Genomic DNA, 18213 nt, shown 5'->3' on the forward strand with positions numbered 1-18213 from the left:
TTGCTAAGATAACGGCCCTTTTTACGGAGAATTGTCTATGCGCTGTCCATTTTGTTTTACAGAAGAAACCAAGGTAATTGATAGCCGTTTGGTATCGGATGGCTATCAAGTTCGTCGCCGTCGTGAGTGCGGTCATTGTCATGAGCGTTTTACTACCTTTGAAACAGCCGAATTAATCGTGCCAAAAATTATTAAAACTGACGGCACTCGAGAACCCTTCAACGAAGATAAATTACGCAGTGGTATTCAGCATGCGTTAGAAAAACGCCCTGTAAGTACGGATGATGTTGAACAAGCAATTAACCACATAATTTTTCAATTACGCGCGACGGGTGAACGTGAAGTACCAAGTAAACTGGTTGGAAAACTCGCAATGAATGAGTTAAAAAAACTCGATAAAGTGGCTTATATTCGTTTTGCATCGGTCTATTTGAGTTTCGATAATATTAATCAATTCACCAAAGAAATTGAGAGCTTAAAGGATTAACCATGAGCGAATTTTCCGCACAAGATCACAAATTTATGCAACGTGCCTTGGATTTAGCCGCCAAAGGGCAATATACCACCACACCAAATCCATCGGTAGGATGCGTATTGGTAAAAAATGGTGAAATTGTGGGGGAAGGCTTTCATTTTAAAGCAGGGCAACCTCATGCTGAACGTGTTGCCTTAGCTCAAGCGGGTGAAAATGCCAAAGGAGCAACCGCTTACGTCACCTTAGAGCCCTGCTCTCATTATGGTCGCACACCGCCTTGTGCATTAGGATTAATCGAAGCTGGCGTAGTGAAAGTCATTGCAGCTATGCAAGATCCGAATCCTCAAGTCGCAGGAAAAGGTTTGAAAATGTTGTCTGATGCTGGCATCGAAAGTTCGGTGAATTTATTGAACGATCAAGCGGAAAAAATAAATAAAGGCTTTTTAAAACGAATGCGTCAAGGTATGCCTTTTGTTCAACTCAAACTCGCGATGAGTTTAGATGGGCGAACTGCAATGGCAAGTGGAGAAAGTAAATGGATTACGGGCCCAGATGCTCGTTCGGACGTACAAAAAATGCGTGCAAAATCATCCGCACTTTTATCCACTTCTGCGACAGTACTTGCAGATGATCCAAGCCTTAATGTACGCTGGGATGAATTTCCTGAAAATCTTAAAACAGAATATAAAAAAGAAGATCTTCGCCAGCCTGTACGAGTCATTTTAGATTCACAACATCGCATTCAACCGACTCATAAACTTTTTTTAACGCATTCTCCTGTTTGGTTAGTTTCTCATGAACCGAGAGATTTAGCTGGCTTTCCTGATTTCTGTGAACAAATTATTCTTCCAAAAGAAAATCGACTAGAAGAATTAATGCGAGAACTGGGAAGACGACAAATAAATACCCTTTGGGTAGAAGCTGGAGCAAATTTAGCAGGGAGTTTAATTGATGCGAAATTAGTCGATGAGTTGATTATTTACGTTGCGCCCAAATTACTTGGCGACAATGCTCGTGGTCTATGCCAATTACCGAATTTAACTAAACTTGCCGATGCACCATTATGGCAACTTAATGAATTAGAACAAATCGGTGAAGATATAAAATTAACTTACACACCGAAAGGAATCTAAATGCTTAAAAAACTTTTCCATTCCGCCCTTTGGGGCTTGGCTGCTGCGGGCGTGATTTTGTTTGCGGTTCCAAGACTGAATAACAGCAATATCTTCACTTCAGACGATATTGTATCGTTCAAAAATGCAGTGCGCATTGCATCACCTGCGGTAGTAAATGTTTATAACCGCTCTTTTTCTTCCGCCAGCATTAACGATGATGATCAGCTACAAGTGAATAACTTAGGTTCTGGCGTGATTATGAGTAAAGATGGCTATATTCTGACGAATAAACACGTCATCCAAAATGCGGATCAAATTGTAGTTGCGTTGCAAAACGGAAATATTTTTGAAGCCAGTCTTGTTGGTTCAGATAACCTCACTGATCTCGCTGTTCTCAAAATTCGTGCTAATAATCTTTCAACTATTCCACAAAATTTAGATCGTCAAGCTCACGTTGGTGATGTGGTATTAGCAATTGGTAATCCCTACAACTTAGGGCAAAGCGTGTCTCAAGGTATTATTAGCGCAGTGGGACGTAATGCTGTAGGTGATTCTGTTGGCAGACAAAACTTCATCCAAACCGATGCTTCAATTAACCGCGGCAACTCAGGTGGCGCATTAATTAATTCTGCAGGGGAATTGGTTGGGATCAGCACCCTTAGTATTGGTAAAACCGCCAATGAAATAGCAGAAGGACTAAATTTTGCCATTCCAATGGATATTGCAAATGATGTTTTACAGAAAATTATACGAGATGGGCGTGTTATCCGAGGTTATTTTGGCGTGCAAAGTGATATTAGTTCAAGTAATGAAGAAGGCATAGTGATTACAGGCGTAAGCCCGAACAGCCCTGCAGCGAAATCAGGTATTCAAGTTGGCGATGTGATTTTGAAATTAAATAATCAAGAAGGCATTTCAGCCCGAGAAATGATGCAAATTATCGCAAATACAAAACCTAATTCAAAAGTTCTCGTCACCATTCTCCGATTAGGCAAAATCTTACAACTTCCTGTTGTTATTGAAGAATTTCCAGTAAATTAAAGGTGGATAAAAATCCACCTTTCCAAACAATTCAATAATATAAATTAGAAGCGATAAGATACGCCTAAATTATATCGAATATCACGATAGTTATGGGTTCCCATGTAATAACCTACATTTGTCCATACGGAAAGATTATCTGTGATATGCCATTTATCAATCCCGACCTCAATATTTTTCAGATCTTTTATCCCTTTAATTGAAATCGCTTTTTCATCAGTTACTACACTTGTTTGATTGGTATGATGCCACCAATTTAATGCCAAATAAGGTTCGCCATAATTTGGGTGTTTTAATGATTGTTGGTAAAAACGCACACCTAAACGTGTAACGAAATAACGAGGATTTAACACAGCCAATTCTTCACCCATATCTGGTTTATGGAAGTGATGATAAATAACCTGACCTTGTGGCTGAACGTAATAAGCATAATTATCCGTTTTGTTTAATAACTTATTGTATCCAGCCTCCAATGAAGCTTGAAGTGCGGTCGTTTTGTAATCTGTTCTTCCATCAGTTGTATTTACTTTGGTTTTTAAGCGATTCACTTGGATCCAGCTATCAACATACCAGTTTGGTTTTTCCCATGTTGCATAGAGCCCTAGAGAATATCCCTTTGAGCTACTGCGTACTCTTTCATCATCTTCAACCAAATAGGTTTCTGATTTTTGACGACCTAAACTCACATAGGCACCTGCTGTAAATTTGTTGGTTCCCTTGTTATATTTCAACGCATCATAGCCCAACTGTAGGGTATCTGAATGAGCATCGGCTTTTGAATCTACACCATTAAGCTGATACTTCGTATTATGATGATAAACCCTCACCCAAGCTGTATGCTCCTCTGGTAATTTATCTTTCGCTACACGATCGTGAAATGTGTGAGTAAACAAATTCTGACTTGCCGCAAAGCCCGATACAATGCCTGCCACTTCCTTACGGAAAGTCGGGAGTTGTTCTAAATACCAGTTACTATAGCCACCATCATTTGCCACGTTATAAAACTTATACTTGTAGCGACCATATTTGTATTTAACGAGAGAAAATGCATTTTCATCCGATGATTTGGTTTGAACCAATTTCACTCGATTTTTCATTTTAGCCTCTAACTTTTTCGGTTCCATAAATGCAATTTTAGTCGTGCCACTTGCTTTTCCATCGACCTTAAGTAAATCGAATTCAGTTTTGCCCGCACTTGCATCCACATTCATATTTAATAGGCTTTTTTCTCCATCACCAGTATAGTCCCCTGAAGTCACAAATTTTGTACCGTGAAGACCATTATTAAATTCAATGGTGCCGCTATTTTTAACATTGCCTGAAGTAGTTAACTCACCTGTTAAACTCACTTTTCCTTCATTAGTAAAATTTCCTTTTACGTCAGCGTTAGACGTAACATTAATAGCACTACTTTCTGAATTTTTTACTTCTGGACTATCTAATGTTCGACCTGCCAACTCAACATTTGCATTATCAAAAGCGATAGATTGATTGAATTTAGCATCATATTTCTTAATATCCCATTTCCCTTGCATTTCTAAATGCTCGAAACCAACATATTTATTGGCTTCAAAATTATGAATTTCATTGTCTTCGTTATCTTTATCTCTGCTCACAACAAGGGTTTCATTGGTTCCATCCGCTTCTAAAATATCTTCAATAATTGTTTTTTCATTGACTATAACACGAGTTTCAGCTTGCTTTCGGTCAATATAAGAATTCTTTAAAAGTGTAGAGTTTTTTAAATCGACTGTTAATGTTTGTTTACCTTCAGATATATTCAGTAATGCGGTGCCACGATTAACAAATAATCCCTTATCAGCCATAAGGAGAAGCTTATCAAGCTTACCTGAATTAATAAAATATCCATCTTTAAATCTCATTGTCACAAAGCCGCTTATTTTTCCACTATTTACCCCATGTAAGTTATCTGCATTAATATGTGGAACGTTTTCAAATTTATTTGGATCACTAATCCATCTTAGATAGTTATCATATGAATTAAATATTTCATTTAACTTTAAATTTATATATTCTCGTTTTGAGGGTAAAGGCAAATCTTGATTCTTATTCTTAAACTCTCCTGTGTTAGAATTAGAAAAAAACAAATTTTCACTAGAAATCCACATATTCTCTAATGTTTTGGTGTTTGAAATATATGTATTTTCCCCAAAAACAGAATGTTTATATAAATAACCTTCATTTTCTAATACCATTATGTTATTCGCCCATATACTTCCTCTAGTATTTGTTGTTATTTCTCCATTATTTTTAAAATAAAAATCATTTTTAGAACGTAAGTATATTGCAGGCTCATCACTTCCTGTCCCTTTTCCTGTGATACTTCCGTTATTTTCAACATAAGCGATATTCATCACCCCAGGTACTCTTTCACGTGGTTTTATATGTCGATCAGAAAAAACTTCTGTCAAAGATGAAAGATCAGTATTGTTGACTAATTTCAAATTATTAACCTTGGAAAACCCACTTCCTATTTGAAATAAATAATAAGGTACATTTTCCGTAGGCGTATTATAATGTGAAAATACACTATGAGTTTCGTCCCAATTAACTTTGGGTCTTCCTTCAGTCTCAAAGTCATATTTAACTTCTTTTTCTTTTTTCTTAATATCCTCAACAGCCTTATTTATATTATCTGTAATAGATTTTTTTGCTGACTCATATTCTTTTTCATTACTAGGTACTAAAGGTATATTTTCTTCCGAATTAGAATCCTGAGAATATGCAGGAAAGGAAAGGAAAGGAAAGGAAAGGAAAGGAAAGGAAAGGAAAGGAAAGGAAAGGAAAGGAAAGGAAAGGAAAGGAAAGGAAAGGAAATTTTCACAAATTTCACTATTAATAATCTATTTAATTCCATAATTTTTTTATCCTTGTTTACTTTAGAGAAAGGCTGAAATTATGACTAAATTTCACACAACAATCAATAATACTTTTGAACTTTATCCTAAGATCTTTTCTGACATTTCGGGCAAAAGAAACTATTACGTTGCCCTATGACTAAACTTTCAATTTTTGTACCGCACTTCGGACAAGGTTTATCTTTATTGCCATATACCAATAATTCTTGTGCAAAATAACCGGGGCGACCATCGGGCTGTAAGAAATCTTTAAGTGTGGTTCCACCTTGAATAATGGCTTTTCTCAAAACATCTTTAATCGTATTCACTAAGGAAATACATTGATTTCGGGTCAGATTTTTAGCGAGTTTAAGTGGATGAATCCCACAAATAAACAAACTTTCATTCGCATAAATATTACCAACACCCACCACCACTGCGTTATCCATCAAGAAGGTTTTAAGTGCGGTTGATTTTTGACGAGATTTTTTGAATAAATATTCGGCATTAAATTCATCAGAAAGCGGTTCAGGCCCCAGCTTTAAAAAAAGATGAAAGTCATCTAAATTCTCCGTCCACAACCATGCACCGAAACGACGAGGATCGTTATAACGTAATAATTTGCCATTATTCATTACAATATCAATATGATCATGTTTATCTATTGCGCTATCCTGTGGCACAATTCGCACCGAGCCTGACATGCCCAAATGCCCGATGATATAGCCTTTTTCCGTGTGAATAATCAAATATTTTGCTCGACGTGTGAGATCGACAATTTTTACATTTTTTAGCGTTATCAATTCCTCTGATACGGTCCAGCGCAATTTAGGCTGGCGTACGATAACTTTTTCAATCGTAAAATTTTTAAGATAAGGGCTAATACCACGTAGTGCAGTTTCGACTTCGGGAAGTTCTGGCATGATTTGTTCCTTAATAAATCTGGGATACAAAAAAACCCGAACAATGTCGGGCTTTTTCTAAATAAGCAAAATTATTTGATTTTTGCTTCTTTATAGATAACGTGTTTACGCACTACTGGATCAAATTTTTTGATTTCCATTTTTTCAGGCATATTACGTTTGTTTTTATCAGTTGTGTAGAAGTGACCGGTCTCTGCAGTAGAAACTAAACGGATTTTCTCACGAGCGCCTTTAGCTGCCATTTTTTAGCTCCTTAGATTTTTTCGCCACGAGCACGGATTTCAGCTAAGACTGCATCAATGCCTTTTTTATCAATAATACGCATACCTTTCGCAGTTAAACGTAAGGTTACGAAACGGTTTTCACTTTCAACCCAGAAACGGTGAGTGTGAAGGTTTGGAAGAAAACGACGACGTGTCGCATTCATCGCGTGTGAGCGGTTATTACCCACAGCTGGACGCTTGCCTGTTACTTGACAAACTCTAGACATAATAATCTCCAATAATTAAATATAAGCTCGAGCTTACGGTTCGGATTGTTTAAAGCAGGTTAAACCTAGCTTGCTACCTCGTCAGGTCGCGCTAATCCGACCCGCTTACTATATTAAAGGTCGCAAATTATACTGACTTTGTTTTCATTTCTCAAGTATAAATGCGGTTATCTTGAATGTAATCGGTAAAAAAATGGTCAATATTATAAAAATTTATAATAAACAATTCTCCGCAAAAGAATAACAATCGCTTTTTCCTACAATTAAATGATCAAGCACTCTGATTTCCATTAGTTCTGCAGATTCCTGAATTTTTTTAGTAATAAGCTGATCCGAATAACTCGGCTCCGTTATACCCGAAGGATGATTATGTGCCAAAATTAAAGCAGCTGCATTACAATAAAGCGCCTCTTTAATTATTTCCCTAGGATAAACCGCTGATACATTAATTGTACCTAAAAATAACCGCTCTTTTTTAATCAGACGATGTTGATTATCCAAAAATAAAACCATAAACACTTCTCTTTCCTCATGTTGCAATTCAGTGAGTAAAAAAAGTTTTACCGTTTCAGGATCATTAATAATCGGCGTACTTAACATCTCTTGCTTTAAATAACGCTTGGTCATTTCCGTAATTGCTTGCAGTTGAATAAATTGCGTAATGCCTAAGCCTTTCACAGAACAAAAGGATTTTTCATCTGCAGAAAGTAAAGCATGCAAGGAACCAAAATGTGATAAGACATTTTTAGAAAGCTGAATGACTGGGCAACCTTTTATGCCAGTTCGTAAAAAGATTGCCAGCAATTCATAATCAGCGAGAGTTTCTACGCCAAATTTAAGCAATTTTTCCCGTGGCATTAAATCATCATTGTTTTCCATAAAATATTGAACGCAAAATAGAAAAAATTTTGACTGCTCTTTTCTTGTTTTACGAGTAACTTATGTAAAGTCTGCGATATGTATCGCAAAAATAGCATTGGGCATTCAATAAAATTAAAGTAAAATAACAGAATTGTGGCTAAGCACTAACAAAGGTTGAAACATGAAATTAAACGGAAAACATATTGTAGTTGGCATAACTGGTGGAATTGCAGCCTATAAAACAATAGAGTTGATTCGTTTATTACGCAAAGTAGAAGCCGAAGTACGTGTAGTATTAACCCCAGCTGCAGCAGAATTTGTTACGCCTTTAACGCTTCAAGCCATTTCTGGCAATGCTGTCGCACAATCTTTACTTGATCCACAAGCTGAGCTGGCAATGGGTCATATTGAATTTGCCAAATGGGCTGATGCCATTATTATTGCGCCAGCTAGTGCAGACTTTATTGCCCGTCTTACTGTAGGCATGGCGAATGATTTACTTTCAACAATTTGCCTTGCGACTGACGCGCCCATTTTTCTTGCCCCAGCAATGAATCAGCAGATGTATCGCCAATCCATTACTCAACAAAATTTAATGGTTCTTCAAACTCGAGGGATTACGCTTATCGGCCCGAATAGTGGTTTTCAAGCTTGCGGCGATATGGGGAAAGGGCGTATGTCAGAACCAGAGGAAATTTTTACCGCACTTTCTGACTTTTTCTCTCAAAAACAAGATCTACAAGGATTAAATGTCGCCATTACAGCAGGCCCAACGCGTGAGGCAATCGATCCTGTTCGTTATATTTCTAACCATAGTTCAGGCAAAATGGGATTTGCAATTGCTGAAGCATTTGCCGAACGTGGGGCGAACGTCACACTGATTTCAGGCCCAGTAAATTTAACAACACCAAAAAATGTAAATCGAATTAATGTAATCTCAGCACAAGATATGTGGCAAGTTTCTCTTGAAAGTGCGGTAAAAAATCAAATTTTTATTGGTTGTGCGGCTGTTGCTGATTACAGGGTAGCTGAAGTTGCTGACCAAAAAATCAAAAAATCTGGGGATGAAATATCTATCAAGTTAATTAAAAATCCAGATATTATCTCAGATGTAGGCCATTTAAAAACACATCGTCCTTTTACTGTTGGATTTGCGGCGGAAACCCAAAATGTTGATACTTATGCAAAAGATAAACTTGAACGCAAAAATCTTGATATGATTTGTGCCAACGATGTATCTGGTGGACAAGTTTTTAACGCTGATCAAAATGCCTTGCAGCTTTTCTGGAAAGATGGTCATAAAAAATTATCACTAAAATCAAAAGTAGAACTTGGCGCCGATTTAGTTAATGAAATCATCGAACGCTATCAAAAAACCTTATAATTTCAACCGCACGTTTACCTAAAAATGAATTTAAAACGGAGTATTACATGAAAAAAATTGACGTAAAAATTTTAGATTCTCGCATTGGAAATGAATTTCCTCTGCCAACTTACGCAACTGAAGGTTCGGCAGGTCTTGATTTACGTGCTTTGATCGATGAAAGCTTTGAAATTCAACCAGGTGAAACCAAATTAATTCCGACAGGGCTATCAATTTATATCGCAGATCCAAATTTAGCCGCCGTGATTTTGCCTCGCTCTGGTCTTGGTCATAAACACGGCATTGTGCTAGGAAACCTCGTTGGATTAATTGACTCCGATTATCAAGGTCCATTAATGGTATCAATGTGGAACCGTGGAAATGAGCCATTCAAAATTGAAGTCGGCGATCGCATTGCTCAACTTGTTTTCGTGCCAGTAGTACAAGCTGAATTTAATATTGTAGAAGATTTTCAACAAACCGAACGTGGTGAAGGCGGTTTCGGTCATTCGGGTAAACAATAATATATGGTAGAAGAACAATTATCTTTATCAGGCGTAGAAGACATTTCGCCTAAAATTGAAACACCAAAAATTGAAAAAAGAACGGTAAAAGAACGTCGTCAACAAGTGCTTACCGTGTTGATACATATGCTTCATTCCGAACGTGGCATGGAGCGTATGACAACGGCTCGTCTAGCAAAAGAAGTTGGGGTATCAGAAGCTGCGTTATATCGTTACTTTCCAAGCAAAACAAAAATGTTTGAAGCCTTAATTGAGCATATTGAAAATACCTTATTAAGCCGTATTACCGCTTCTATGCGTAACGAAACGCAAACAATGAATCGCATTCATGATATTTTACAAACGATCTTAGATTTTGCCCGTAAAAATCCTGGGTTAACTCGAATTCTAACAGGTCATGCATTAATGTTTGAAGATGCGCAATTGCAAGTTCGTGTAGCACAATTTTTCAACCGTCTTGAAATGCAGTTTGTCAATATTTTGCAAATGCGCAAATTACGTGAAGGACGTGGCTTTAATGTGGATGAACGCATAATTGCCTCACATTTAGTTACCCTATGTGAAGGACAATTTATGCGCTATGTTCGTACTAATTTCCGTCTGAATGCAAGCCAGTCTTTCGAACAACAATGGCGTTTTATCGAGCCACTTTTTGCCTAATTGACTTTACCGAGTAAATATATGATTATTCCTTGGCAAGAACTAGAAGCAGAAACATTAGATAATATCGTAGAAAGCGTAATTTTACGCGAAGGAACCGATTACGGTATAGAAGAACTTTCACTCAACCAAAAAAAACAACTTTTACTGACTCAAATTCGCAATGGAATTGCGGTGATTGTATGGTCTGAATTGCATGAATCCATTGACATCAAAAATAAAACGGAATTTTTGAAACAGGAATGTAAGGAGCACGAATGTCAAATGAATTAACCGAAATTGATGAGGTTGTAACTTCCTCTCAAGAAGAAGAGACAACTCAACGAGATCCAGTTTTAGATTGGTTTCTTACTCACTGCCACTTGCATAAATATCCCGCAAAATCGACTTTAATTCACGCTGGGGAAGATGCGACCACGTTGTATTATGTAATTAAAGGCTCTGTAATGGTATCTTCAAAAGATGATGAAGGTAAAGAGATGATCCTCACTTACTTAGGCGCAGGACAATTCTTTGGTGAGGCTGGATTATTTGATGAAGGTTCAAAACGCTCTGCTTGGGTAAAAACAAAAACAACATGTGAAATTGCTGAGATTTCTTATAAAAAATATCGTCAATTAATTCAAGCAAACCCAGAAATCTTAATGTTTTTAACCGCACAATTGGCAAGACGTTTACAAAATACTTCACGCCAAGTCAGTAATTTAGCATTCTTAGACGTGGCAGGTCGTATTGCTCAAACGCTAATGAACTTAGCTAAACAGCCTGATGCAATGACACATCCTGATGGGATGCAAATCAAAATTACACGTCAAGAAATTGGACAAATGGTCGGTTGTTCACGAGAAACTGTAGGACGTATTATTAAGATGTTAGAGGATCAGAACCTTATTCATGCCCATGGAAAAACCATCGTTGTGTATGGCGCAAGATAATTTTTCATCATAAATCATTCAAAATGAAACCATCCAAAATCAATTTAGATGTTTTTTGTTTAATTAGAAATAATATTCAAAACATTAATTGACAATTAATATAAAGGATTCTATCATTATCCAACTTCTTACAAATATCGTGGGAAGACAGGATTGGTCTCCTGATATAGTGGCTTTAAAGGTTTACAACCTTATTGCATAGTTTTATGCTGCAAAAGCTAGAACACCAAGATGCATTTTCTAATCTATGGTGGGCTGGGTAGAAATCCCGCAGGGATGCGCGCAGTAAGCCACTTGCTGTTAAGACCAATTCTGCTTAGTTCCACCACCCTTCTTTCAAATTCCCTAGTTTTTCTATCTCCCTTTAACTAATCTTTTTTCTTTCTAGTAAAACTAATACTTCATAGTGAGATGTTTGCGGAAACATATCAAAAAGTTGAATTTTCAATGGATTATAACAAGTGAGATGCTGTAAATCTTTACCCATTGTCACGGCATTACAGCTGGAATACAAGATAAAGTGCGGTTGAATTTGGTTAAGAAATTCACTTAATTCCTTTCCAATTCCACGACGTGGTGGATTTACAATCACAAGATCTGGCTTATTCTCATCCTGATTTTTCATCACACTCGCCGCGTCTAGCGATTGGAAATTTACATGTTCTAAACCCAATATTTTAGCGGAATGACTCGCTGCAAAAATAGCTGATGAGGAAATTTCAATTCCAGTTAACTCTATACTTTTTCCCCATTTTTCCTGTAAAGCTTTAGCACAATGTAAGCCAAATCCACCCACACCACAAAATAAATCCCAGACTTTATAGATTGGTAATTCTCTTACCCATTGCTGAGCGGTTGCATATAATCCCGCCGCCACTTTAGGATTAGTTTGAAAGAAGCCTTGCGGACGAATAAAGAGTGGAATACCATTGAAATTCTCAGGCAAAAATTGTTGCTCTGTCAGAAAAATTTCTTGTTCGCCCTCTAAAATAGCAGCGTGCTGTGGTTGTAAATTAATACTAACGACTTCTAAGTGCGGTAATTTTTCTAATAATTTTGGCAATTCTCGACGGATTAATGGTAATTTATTTTCTGTACGTAACACAAAACGCAACATTAATTTTCCTGTCGCAATACTTTCTGTTAGCAGAATATATTTAAGCTCGCCTTTTTGTTTAGCTATGTTATAAGGCACTAAACCAGCACGACCGATAAAATCCTTCAGAATAGGAAAAACGAGTGAAAACCGAGTGGGATAAAGGGAACAATCACACAAATCAATCGCACTTTGTGGATCATTAGGATTTTTTAAAATGCCAAGTATCGGGCGTTCAACACTACCACTAACAACCATTTTAGCTTTATTACGAAAGCCTTGTTCATCAGATTCAAAAGGAGCCAACCATTGAGCTCCATTGCAATTAATAGAAATCAGTTGCTGCTTTAAATGATGTTGTTTTTCAATTAGCTGCTGACTATAAGGTATTTCAAGCCATTGACAAGAACGACATTCATTTTGTTGATAGTATCGACAATCAATCATTTTCTTGCAGCCTGAATCTCTAGCCAACGGCTTTGAATATCTGCGAGATTTCGGTGATTCAGTTTCCAACGTTGATCTAAAACCAAATCATTCCACTCGATCACTCTACGTTTAAATAAATTTTGTAAGCGAACTTGACGAGCCATAAAGTGCGGTTGATTTTCAGTAAGTTTTAGATTATCTAATACTTGAATGACACCTTCACGCTCATTACAAAGCAACAAAAGATCACAACCTGCATTGAGTGCTTTTTTGCTACGCTCTACAAAATCGCCCATTACACCTGCGCCTTTCATACCGAGATCATCGGAAAAAATTGCACCTTGGAAATTTAATTGTTTTCGTAAGATTTCTTTCAACCAATATTCTGAGCCGCTTGCTGGTTGACTATCACATTGTCTATAAATGACATGAGCAGGCATAATGGCATCGAGTTTATTTTGTGAAATCAACTGTTGGAAAGGTTGGAGATCGCCACTAAAAATTTCGTCTTTTGCGCGATCATCATAAGGTGTTTCTAAATGAGAATCAGCTAATACATGGCCATGACCAGGGAAATGTTTACCTGTAGATGCCATACCAGCTTGATGCATACCATCAATAAAAGCGGTTGCTAAATTTACCGCACTTTTTACATCAGATGAAAAACTGCGATCGCCAATTGCTCGACATTCATGCCCCAAATCCAACACTGGTGCAAAACTCAAGTCAATATCCAAGGAAATCATTTCTGCAGCCATTTGCCAACCCGCTTCTTTAGCAAAACTCACTTGTTCTGTTATGGATAGTGTTTCTTGAAAAGCCTGCATTGAGGGCAACATGGTGAATCCATCACGGAAACGTTGAACTCGTCCGCCTTCTTGATCCACCGTAATCAATAACGGCTTTTTCACTCGTTGACGAACAGAACGAATTAATTCTTGAATTTGTTCTCTGTCTTCAAAATTTCGAGTAAATAAAATCAATCCTGCAACAAGAGGGTGAGAAAGTAACTCGACTTCCTCTTGTTCCAACTCTTTTCCTTTTAAATCAATTAACAACGTGCTCATAAATTATTTTAAATAAAGGCGGTAATTTTTACTTTCTACAGTAGGTTTAATTAAATCGATCGATTTCTCTTCTTGTGGTTTTAGCAAAAATTGAGCGGAATAGCTTTCTTGCTGATTTTTCCAAGTTTGAGTTACCCCTAAATGATCGTACCAATACAAGTAGTAACTTATATTCAAAAGTTGCTGACTTTTATTTTTTATAAGCGCTGATTTTTGATTCGTTTCAACTTGAATTAAAGGTGAAAGATTAGATGTGATATTCAAAATCGGCTTCGTTGAATAAGTTAAGTTTTCTACTGAACTTGAACAAGCAGCGAGCACAAGGCTCGCCCAAATTAAAAAATACTTTTTCATTATTTCGCTAACATTCTACCTAAAGGTTCACCACCGACTAAATGCATGTGTAAATGGAATACTTCTTGCCCACCATGTTTATTGCAATTCACAATTAGGCGATAACCGTCTTCCGCGATACCTTCTTCTTTAGCGAGCTTAGCCGCCACGCTAAATAATCGACCTAGCGTTAGTTCATCTTGCTCCGTCACATCATTCACTGTTGGGATTACTTTATTTGGAATGATCAAAATATGTGTTTTAGCTTGTGGTGAAATATCACGAAACGCAGTGACTAATTCATCTTGATAGACGATATTTGCAGGAATTTCTTTACGGATAATTTTGCTGAAAATTGTTTCTTCTGCCATTGTTTGCTCCCTATAAAAAAGTGCGGTGAATTTACCGCACTTTTTATCAAAAATTATCTGAGATTGCAATTTAATCAATTATTGCTGTGCTTCATCATCTTGATTGATGAAAGAATCATTGACTTCAATTTTTGCTCTCTCACGCAATCCTTGCATTAATTGCGCTTGAACTTCAGCCTGACTTGTACGCAATAATCCAGCACTAAATTGGCTTAATTCTTTATCGTTAAGCACGCCGTCTTCTACTTTATTTAGAGCAATAATAACCACATCGCCTTTCTCATTACGAGCCACCTGGTAAACCGTTTTATCTGATGCTGGTTTAGCAATTGAAAATACGCCATTTGTTAAAATTGGATCTTTATTTCCAATTAAAGTAAAAGTTTGCTCACTTGAGAAATTAATTCCATCCACTTTCGATTCAGCATTTTCGCTTAATGCTTTCACCGCTTGTTGTGCTTTTTCATTCAGGACATTTTCAGCCTTCTGGCGTTTTAAAAACATTTCAATATCCGCTTTCGCATCTTCCAATGTTCTCACACCTTCAGGTTTGTGCTCTAACACACGCACTACAATAGCGTGATAATCGCCAACATTCAAAGGCTCTGAATTAGCACCACCATTGGCAATATCAGATTCAAAAACGGCAGAAACTACATTAGGGAAATTTAATTCTGCAGGTACATTTTGACGAGAAAAATAACCGCTCTCTTGAACTTTAACACCTGCGACTTGTGCCGCAGTATTCAAGGATTTGCTATCCTCAAAAGCCTTATCACGCACTTGCTTTTCAATTGCGTAATAACGATTTTCTAACAAGGATTTACGAACTAAATCTGCAACCTGTGCTTTCACTTCATCTAAAGTTTGAGCTTTACGTTCTTGCACTAAAACAATATGGTAATTGCCATCCACATTGATTGGTTGGCTATATTGCCCAACCTGCAATGCAGCTGCGGCATCTTCAAAGGCTTTTGGTAATTCATTTGCATTTACCCAACCCAAATCACCACCATTCTCACCAGAAACTTTATCTAAAGATTTAGCTTTAGCTACATCAACGAAATTTGCACCTTTTTGTAATTCGTCGTAAGCCACCTTCGCATCTTGCTCATTTGCAAATTGAATATGTGCTAAACGCTGAGTCATAAATTGAGCTTTATTATCTTGATAATATTGCGCAATTTCTACATCTTTAACTTCAATACCTTTTTCGATTTGGCTACCAGAAAGATCAATATATTGAACCTTCACTTGTTCTGGCTGAACAAAAGATTTTTGATTAGCCTCGTAATAAGCTTTAATTTCATCATCAGATACCGCTTGCTTTGCCATTTCATCAGCAAGAGATAATGTTGCTAAACGAGCTGAACGCTTTTGAAAAAAAACTTCCGCGGTATTTTTTGCTTGAGCAGGCACGATAAATTCACTGTTAGCAACTCCACCTTGCATTTGTTCAAGGGTTAAGGCGCCACGCAAAATAGCCGCATAGCCATCTGACGTTAAACGATTTTGTTGTAATACTTGTTGATAAACACCGTTATCAAATTTGCCATTAACTTGAAAATTAGGATCTGTCACGATTGCTCGTTTAATCATTTCATCACTGACGCCTAATTTTAATTCTTTCGCATATTGACGAAGTAATTCTTGATCAATCATTTGATTAATGGTGCTTTGACGAAGTGCGGTAACAAATTCTGGAGAATCTGACTGAGCCATAAATGCTTCGCCTTCGCGTTGTGCACGAGCCTCAAATTCTTGGTTGTAGCGATTTAAAAAATCTTGTTGCGAAATCACTTCACCATTAACTTTTGCAGCGTAAGTATCATTTGAACTAAAAAGATAGCCAGACATACCACCGACTAAAAACGATAAAGTAATCAAACCCAAAATAAACTTAGCAGACTTTGAATTTGATAAATTGTGCATTTTTTCAATTAACATTCTATAACCCTTGTTATAAACATAAAATTTTCCCCGATTATAATCTAAACGTAGAAAATTAGCATCTTAAAAAGCGAAAACACCGTATTCATAAAGCAAGCTAATACCAATTCCAATCAGCACTATGCCACCAAAAATCTCCGCTTTTGTCCTAAATTTTTTGCCCAAGAAAATGACCGCACTTTACTCTTTCTATTTTCCGATACAGAAAGAACTAAAAATATTACCTAGCAAGTCATCTGATGTAAATTCACCTGTAATTTCACTCAAGTGAGCTTGTACTAAGCGTAATTCTTCCGCTAAAAGTTCTCCTGCATGAAATTCAGTAAGTTGAACCAAACCGATTTGCAAATGCTCTGCAGCTTTTTCAAGTGCATCTAAATGACGACGACGAGCTAAAAAGCCCCCTTCCATGCCAGTTTGGAAACCCATCGCTTGTTTCAAATGCTCACGTAAAAGTTGTACACCATCATGTGTTTGAGCGGAAAGACTAATAATTTGATAGCCTCCCTCTTCGCTTTCACTTGCTTGTTCGCCATTTAAATCAATTTTGTTTCGAACAATAGTGACAGGCAACGTTGTGGGTAATTTTGCTAAAAATTCTGACCGCACTTTGCTTAAATCTGCACTTTCAGGATCGCTACTATCTAACATCAAAATAATACGATCGGCTTGTTCAATCTCCGTCCATGCGCGAGAAATGCCAATGCGCTCGACTTCATCGGTTGCATCTCGAAGACCCGCGGTATCAATAATATGCAATGGCATACCGTCGATATGAATATGCTCACGCAGTACATCGCGCGTTGTGCCGGCAATATCCGTTACTATAGCTGCTTCGCGACCAGCAAGCGCATTAAGCAAGCTCGATTTCCCTGCATTCGGACGACCGGCAATCACCACTTTCATACCTTCACGTAAAATAGAACCTTGTTTGGCTTCTGAGCGAACATCTTCTAACTGATGAATAATACCGCGTAAGTTTGCTTCAATTTTTCCATCCGCCAAGAAATCAATTTCTTCATCAGGAAAATCAATGCTCGCTTCTACATAGGTACGCAAATAAATCACAGAATCAACTAATTCATTTACTTTCTTTGAAAATTCCCCTTGCAAAGATTTTAATGCTGAGCGTGCGGCTTGTTCTGATGTTGCATCAATTAAATCCGCAATCGCTTCCGCTTGAGCAAGATCCAATTTATCATTCAAAAAAGCCTGTTCAGAAAACTCTCCCGGTCTCGCCAAACGGATTCCATCAATTTGTAAAATACGTTTGAGTAATAAATCTAATACAACCTGCCCACCGTGCCCTTGCAATTCCAACACATCCTCACCAGTAAATGAATTTGGTGATTTAAAGTAAAGGGCAATCCCTTGATCTAAAACAGTGCCATCAGCATCCTTAAAAGGCAGATAATCAGCCATTCTTGGCTTAGGACATTTTCCCAACACAGCTTGTGCAACTTCTGTTGCTAAAGGCCCAGAGACCCTTAAAATCCCAATCCCACCACGACCTGGTGCAGTGGCTTGAGCAACGATTGTTTCTTTCATATAAAACCTATTATTGTCTGGGATAGATATCTTTCCTAGGGTAGGTATACCCTAGGTTCATTGCAGTGCTACCCCTTTGGGGTAGCGCTTGACGTTCCCCAAAGGGGAACTATTATAACTATAATTAACCGTGGGTATACTTACCCACGACAGCAAAATAAAGAAAGGCACTAT

19 protein-coding genes are annotated in these 18213 nt (G+C 37.4%); 8 read left to right on the forward strand and 11 right to left on the reverse strand.

Going from position 1 to position 18213, the window contains the following annotated elements:
- Window positions 1-37 precede the first annotated feature (37 nt).
- The 3 genes from nrdR to degS are packed head-to-tail and all read left to right on the forward strand — an operon-like array spanning window position 38 to window position 2631.
- Window positions 38-487: a transcriptional regulator NrdR gene (nrdR, locus tag DV434_RS00330; RefSeq protein ID WP_118784960.1), complete on the forward strand. Its 450-nt coding sequence runs from the start codon at window positions 38-40 to the stop codon at window positions 485-487.
- 2 nt (window positions 488-489) lie between these two features.
- Window positions 490-1608, forward strand: a complete 1119-nt coding sequence (gene ribD, locus DV434_RS00335) for a bifunctional diaminohydroxyphosphoribosylaminopyrimidine deaminase/5-amino-6-(5-phosphoribosylamino)uracil reductase RibD (RefSeq protein ID WP_118784959.1) — start codon at window positions 490-492, stop codon at window positions 1606-1608.
- Complete coding sequence (degS, locus tag DV434_RS00340) at window positions 1609-2631, forward strand: outer membrane-stress sensor serine endopeptidase DegS (RefSeq protein ID WP_118784958.1); 1023 nt, start codon at window positions 1609-1611, stop codon at window positions 2629-2631. It abuts the gene before it with no gap.
- A gap of 44 nt (window positions 2632-2675) precedes the next feature.
- Here degS and DV434_RS00345 read toward each other — a convergent pair whose 3' ends face one another.
- From DV434_RS00345 to radC, 5 genes are all read right to left on the reverse strand, one after another.
- Window positions 2676-5096, reverse strand: coding sequence for an autotransporter family protein (locus DV434_RS00345; protein ID WP_118811380.1), 2421 nt, complete (start codon window positions 5094-5096; stop codon window positions 2676-2678).
- Window positions 5097-5596: 500 nt separating this feature from the next.
- On the reverse strand, window positions 5597-6412 hold the full coding sequence (mutM, locus tag DV434_RS00350) for a DNA-formamidopyrimidine glycosylase (protein ID WP_118784956.1): 816 nt from the start codon (window positions 6410-6412) through the stop codon (window positions 5597-5599).
- A 71-nt stretch (window positions 6413-6483) separates the two neighbouring features.
- Entirely contained in the window at window positions 6484-6654 is a 171-nt protein-coding gene (gene rpmG / locus DV434_RS00355) for a 50S ribosomal protein L33 (protein WP_005613503.1), read from the reverse strand.
- A gap of 11 nt (window positions 6655-6665) precedes the next feature.
- Window positions 6666-6902: a 50S ribosomal protein L28 gene (gene rpmB / locus DV434_RS00360; protein WP_005542826.1), complete on the reverse strand. Its 237-nt coding sequence runs from the start codon at window positions 6900-6902 to the stop codon at window positions 6666-6668.
- Between the two features lie 213 nt (window positions 6903-7115).
- Window positions 7116-7781, reverse strand: coding sequence for a RadC family protein (gene radC / locus DV434_RS00365; protein ID WP_053465792.1), 666 nt, complete (start codon window positions 7779-7781; stop codon window positions 7116-7118).
- 163 nt (window positions 7782-7944) lie between these two features.
- Between radC and coaBC the strand changes: the two genes are divergently transcribed.
- From coaBC to crp, 5 genes are read left to right on the forward strand one after another with little or no spacing between them, the layout of a single operon-like run.
- Window positions 7945-9147, forward strand: coding sequence for a bifunctional phosphopantothenoylcysteine decarboxylase/phosphopantothenate--cysteine ligase CoaBC (gene coaBC, locus DV434_RS00370; protein WP_118784955.1), 1203 nt, complete (start codon window positions 7945-7947; stop codon window positions 9145-9147).
- A gap of 47 nt (window positions 9148-9194) precedes the next feature.
- The gene (dut, locus tag DV434_RS00375) at window positions 9195-9650 is read left to right on the forward strand and encodes a dUTP diphosphatase (protein ID WP_005631431.1); all 456 of its coding nucleotides are present in this window, start codon (window positions 9195-9197) and stop codon (window positions 9648-9650) included.
- 3 nt (window positions 9651-9653) lie between these two features.
- Entirely contained in the window at window positions 9654-10310 is a 657-nt protein-coding gene (gene slmA / locus DV434_RS00380; RefSeq protein WP_053465789.1) for a nucleoid occlusion factor SlmA, read from the forward strand.
- A gap of 21 nt (window positions 10311-10331) precedes the next feature.
- Window positions 10332-10583: a YheU family protein gene (locus tag DV434_RS00385; RefSeq protein ID WP_005631427.1), complete on the forward strand. Its 252-nt coding sequence runs from the start codon at window positions 10332-10334 to the stop codon at window positions 10581-10583.
- A complete protein-coding gene (gene crp / locus DV434_RS00390; RefSeq protein ID WP_118775291.1) occupies window positions 10568-11245 on the forward strand; it encodes a cAMP-activated global transcriptional regulator CRP in 678 nt (225 codons plus the stop codon). Before DV434_RS00385 ends, crp begins: the two co-directional genes overlap by 16 nt.
- Window positions 11246-11609: 364 nt before the next feature.
- Here the strand turns inward: crp and rlmC are convergent, their stop codons facing one another.
- The 6 genes from rlmC to mnmE all read right to left on the reverse strand — a co-directional run bounded on the left by rlmC (window position 11610) and on the right by mnmE (window position 18039).
- Window positions 11610-12788, reverse strand: coding sequence for a 23S rRNA (uracil(747)-C(5))-methyltransferase RlmC (gene rlmC / locus DV434_RS00395; RefSeq protein ID WP_118784954.1), 1179 nt, complete (start codon window positions 12786-12788; stop codon window positions 11610-11612).
- Window positions 12785-13837, reverse strand: coding sequence for a beta-N-acetylhexosaminidase (gene nagZ, locus DV434_RS00400; protein WP_118784953.1), 1053 nt, complete (start codon window positions 13835-13837; stop codon window positions 12785-12787). The genes rlmC and nagZ overlap by 4 nt, the downstream gene beginning before the upstream one ends.
- A gap of 3 nt (window positions 13838-13840) precedes the next feature.
- Complete coding sequence (locus DV434_RS00405; protein ID WP_118775294.1) at window positions 13841-14191, reverse strand: YcfL family putative periplasmic lipoprotein; 351 nt, start codon at window positions 14189-14191, stop codon at window positions 13841-13843.
- Complete coding sequence (hinT, locus tag DV434_RS00410) at window positions 14191-14541, reverse strand: purine nucleoside phosphoramidase (RefSeq protein ID WP_065246130.1); 351 nt, start codon at window positions 14539-14541, stop codon at window positions 14191-14193. Before hinT ends, DV434_RS00405 begins: the two co-directional genes overlap by 1 nt.
- A 78-nt stretch (window positions 14542-14619) precedes the next feature.
- Window positions 14620-16488: a peptidylprolyl isomerase gene (ppiD, locus tag DV434_RS00415; RefSeq protein WP_118784952.1), complete on the reverse strand. Its 1869-nt coding sequence runs from the start codon at window positions 16486-16488 to the stop codon at window positions 14620-14622.
- Between the two features lie 192 nt (window positions 16489-16680).
- Window positions 16681-18039 (reverse strand): tRNA uridine-5-carboxymethylaminomethyl(34) synthesis GTPase MnmE, encoded by a 1359-nt coding sequence (mnmE, locus tag DV434_RS00420; RefSeq protein ID WP_118784951.1) that lies wholly within the window; start codon window positions 18037-18039, stop codon window positions 16681-16683.
- Between the last annotated feature and the right edge of the window lie 174 nt (window positions 18040-18213).

Origin of the sequence: Haemophilus haemolyticus (assembly GCF_003493685.1) — a bacterium.
Taxonomy (GTDB): Bacteria; Pseudomonadota; Gammaproteobacteria; order Enterobacterales; family Pasteurellaceae; genus Haemophilus; species Haemophilus haemolyticus_O.

Bases quoted from the DNA above. Each gene is read 5' to 3' on its own strand.
- nrdR (WP_118784960.1), top strand. From the start codon at position 38: ATGCGCTGTCCATTTTGTTTTACAGAAGAAACCAAGGTAATTGATAGC.
- ribD (WP_118784959.1), top strand. From the start codon at position 490: ATGAGCGAATTTTCCGCACAAGATCACAAATTTATGCAACGTGCCTTG.
- degS (WP_118784958.1), top strand. From the start codon at position 1,609: ATGCTTAAAAAACTTTTCCATTCCGCCCTTTGGGGCTTGGCTGCTGCG.
- mutM (WP_118784956.1), bottom strand. From the start codon at position 6,412: ATGCCAGAACTTCCCGAAGTCGAAACTGCACTACGTGGTATTAGCCCT.
- rpmG (WP_005613503.1), bottom strand. From the start codon at position 6,654: ATGGCAGCTAAAGGCGCTCGTGAGAAAATCCGTTTAGTTTCTACTGCA.
- rpmB (WP_005542826.1), bottom strand. From the start codon at position 6,902: ATGTCTAGAGTTTGTCAAGTAACAGGCAAGCGTCCAGCTGTGGGTAAT.
- radC (WP_053465792.1), bottom strand. From the start codon at position 7,781: ATGGAAAACAATGATGATTTAATGCCACGGGAAAAATTGCTTAAATTT.
- coaBC (WP_118784955.1), top strand. From the start codon at position 7,945: ATGAAATTAAACGGAAAACATATTGTAGTTGGCATAACTGGTGGAATT.
- dut (WP_005631431.1), top strand. From the start codon at position 9,195: ATGAAAAAAATTGACGTAAAAATTTTAGATTCTCGCATTGGAAATGAA.
- slmA (WP_053465789.1), top strand. From the start codon at position 9,654: ATGGTAGAAGAACAATTATCTTTATCAGGCGTAGAAGACATTTCGCCT.
- DV434_RS00385 (WP_005631427.1), top strand. From the start codon at position 10,332: ATGATTATTCCTTGGCAAGAACTAGAAGCAGAAACATTAGATAATATC.
- crp (WP_118775291.1), top strand. From the start codon at position 10,568: ATGTCAAATGAATTAACCGAAATTGATGAGGTTGTAACTTCCTCTCAA.
- rlmC (WP_118784954.1), bottom strand. From the start codon at position 12,788: ATGATTGATTGTCGATACTATCAACAAAATGAATGTCGTTCTTGTCAA.
- nagZ (WP_118784953.1), bottom strand. From the start codon at position 13,837: ATGAGCACGTTGTTAATTGATTTAAAAGGAAAAGAGTTGGAACAAGAG.
- DV434_RS00405 (WP_118775294.1), bottom strand. From the start codon at position 14,191: ATGAAAAAGTATTTTTTAATTTGGGCGAGCCTTGTGCTCGCTGCTTGT.
- hinT (WP_065246130.1), bottom strand. From the start codon at position 14,541: ATGGCAGAAGAAACAATTTTCAGCAAAATTATCCGTAAAGAAATTCCT.
- ppiD (WP_118784952.1), bottom strand. From the start codon at position 16,488: ATGTTAATTGAAAAAATGCACAATTTATCAAATTCAAAGTCTGCTAAG.
- mnmE (WP_118784951.1), bottom strand. From the start codon at position 18,039: ATGAAAGAAACAATCGTTGCTCAAGCCACTGCACCAGGTCGTGGTGGG.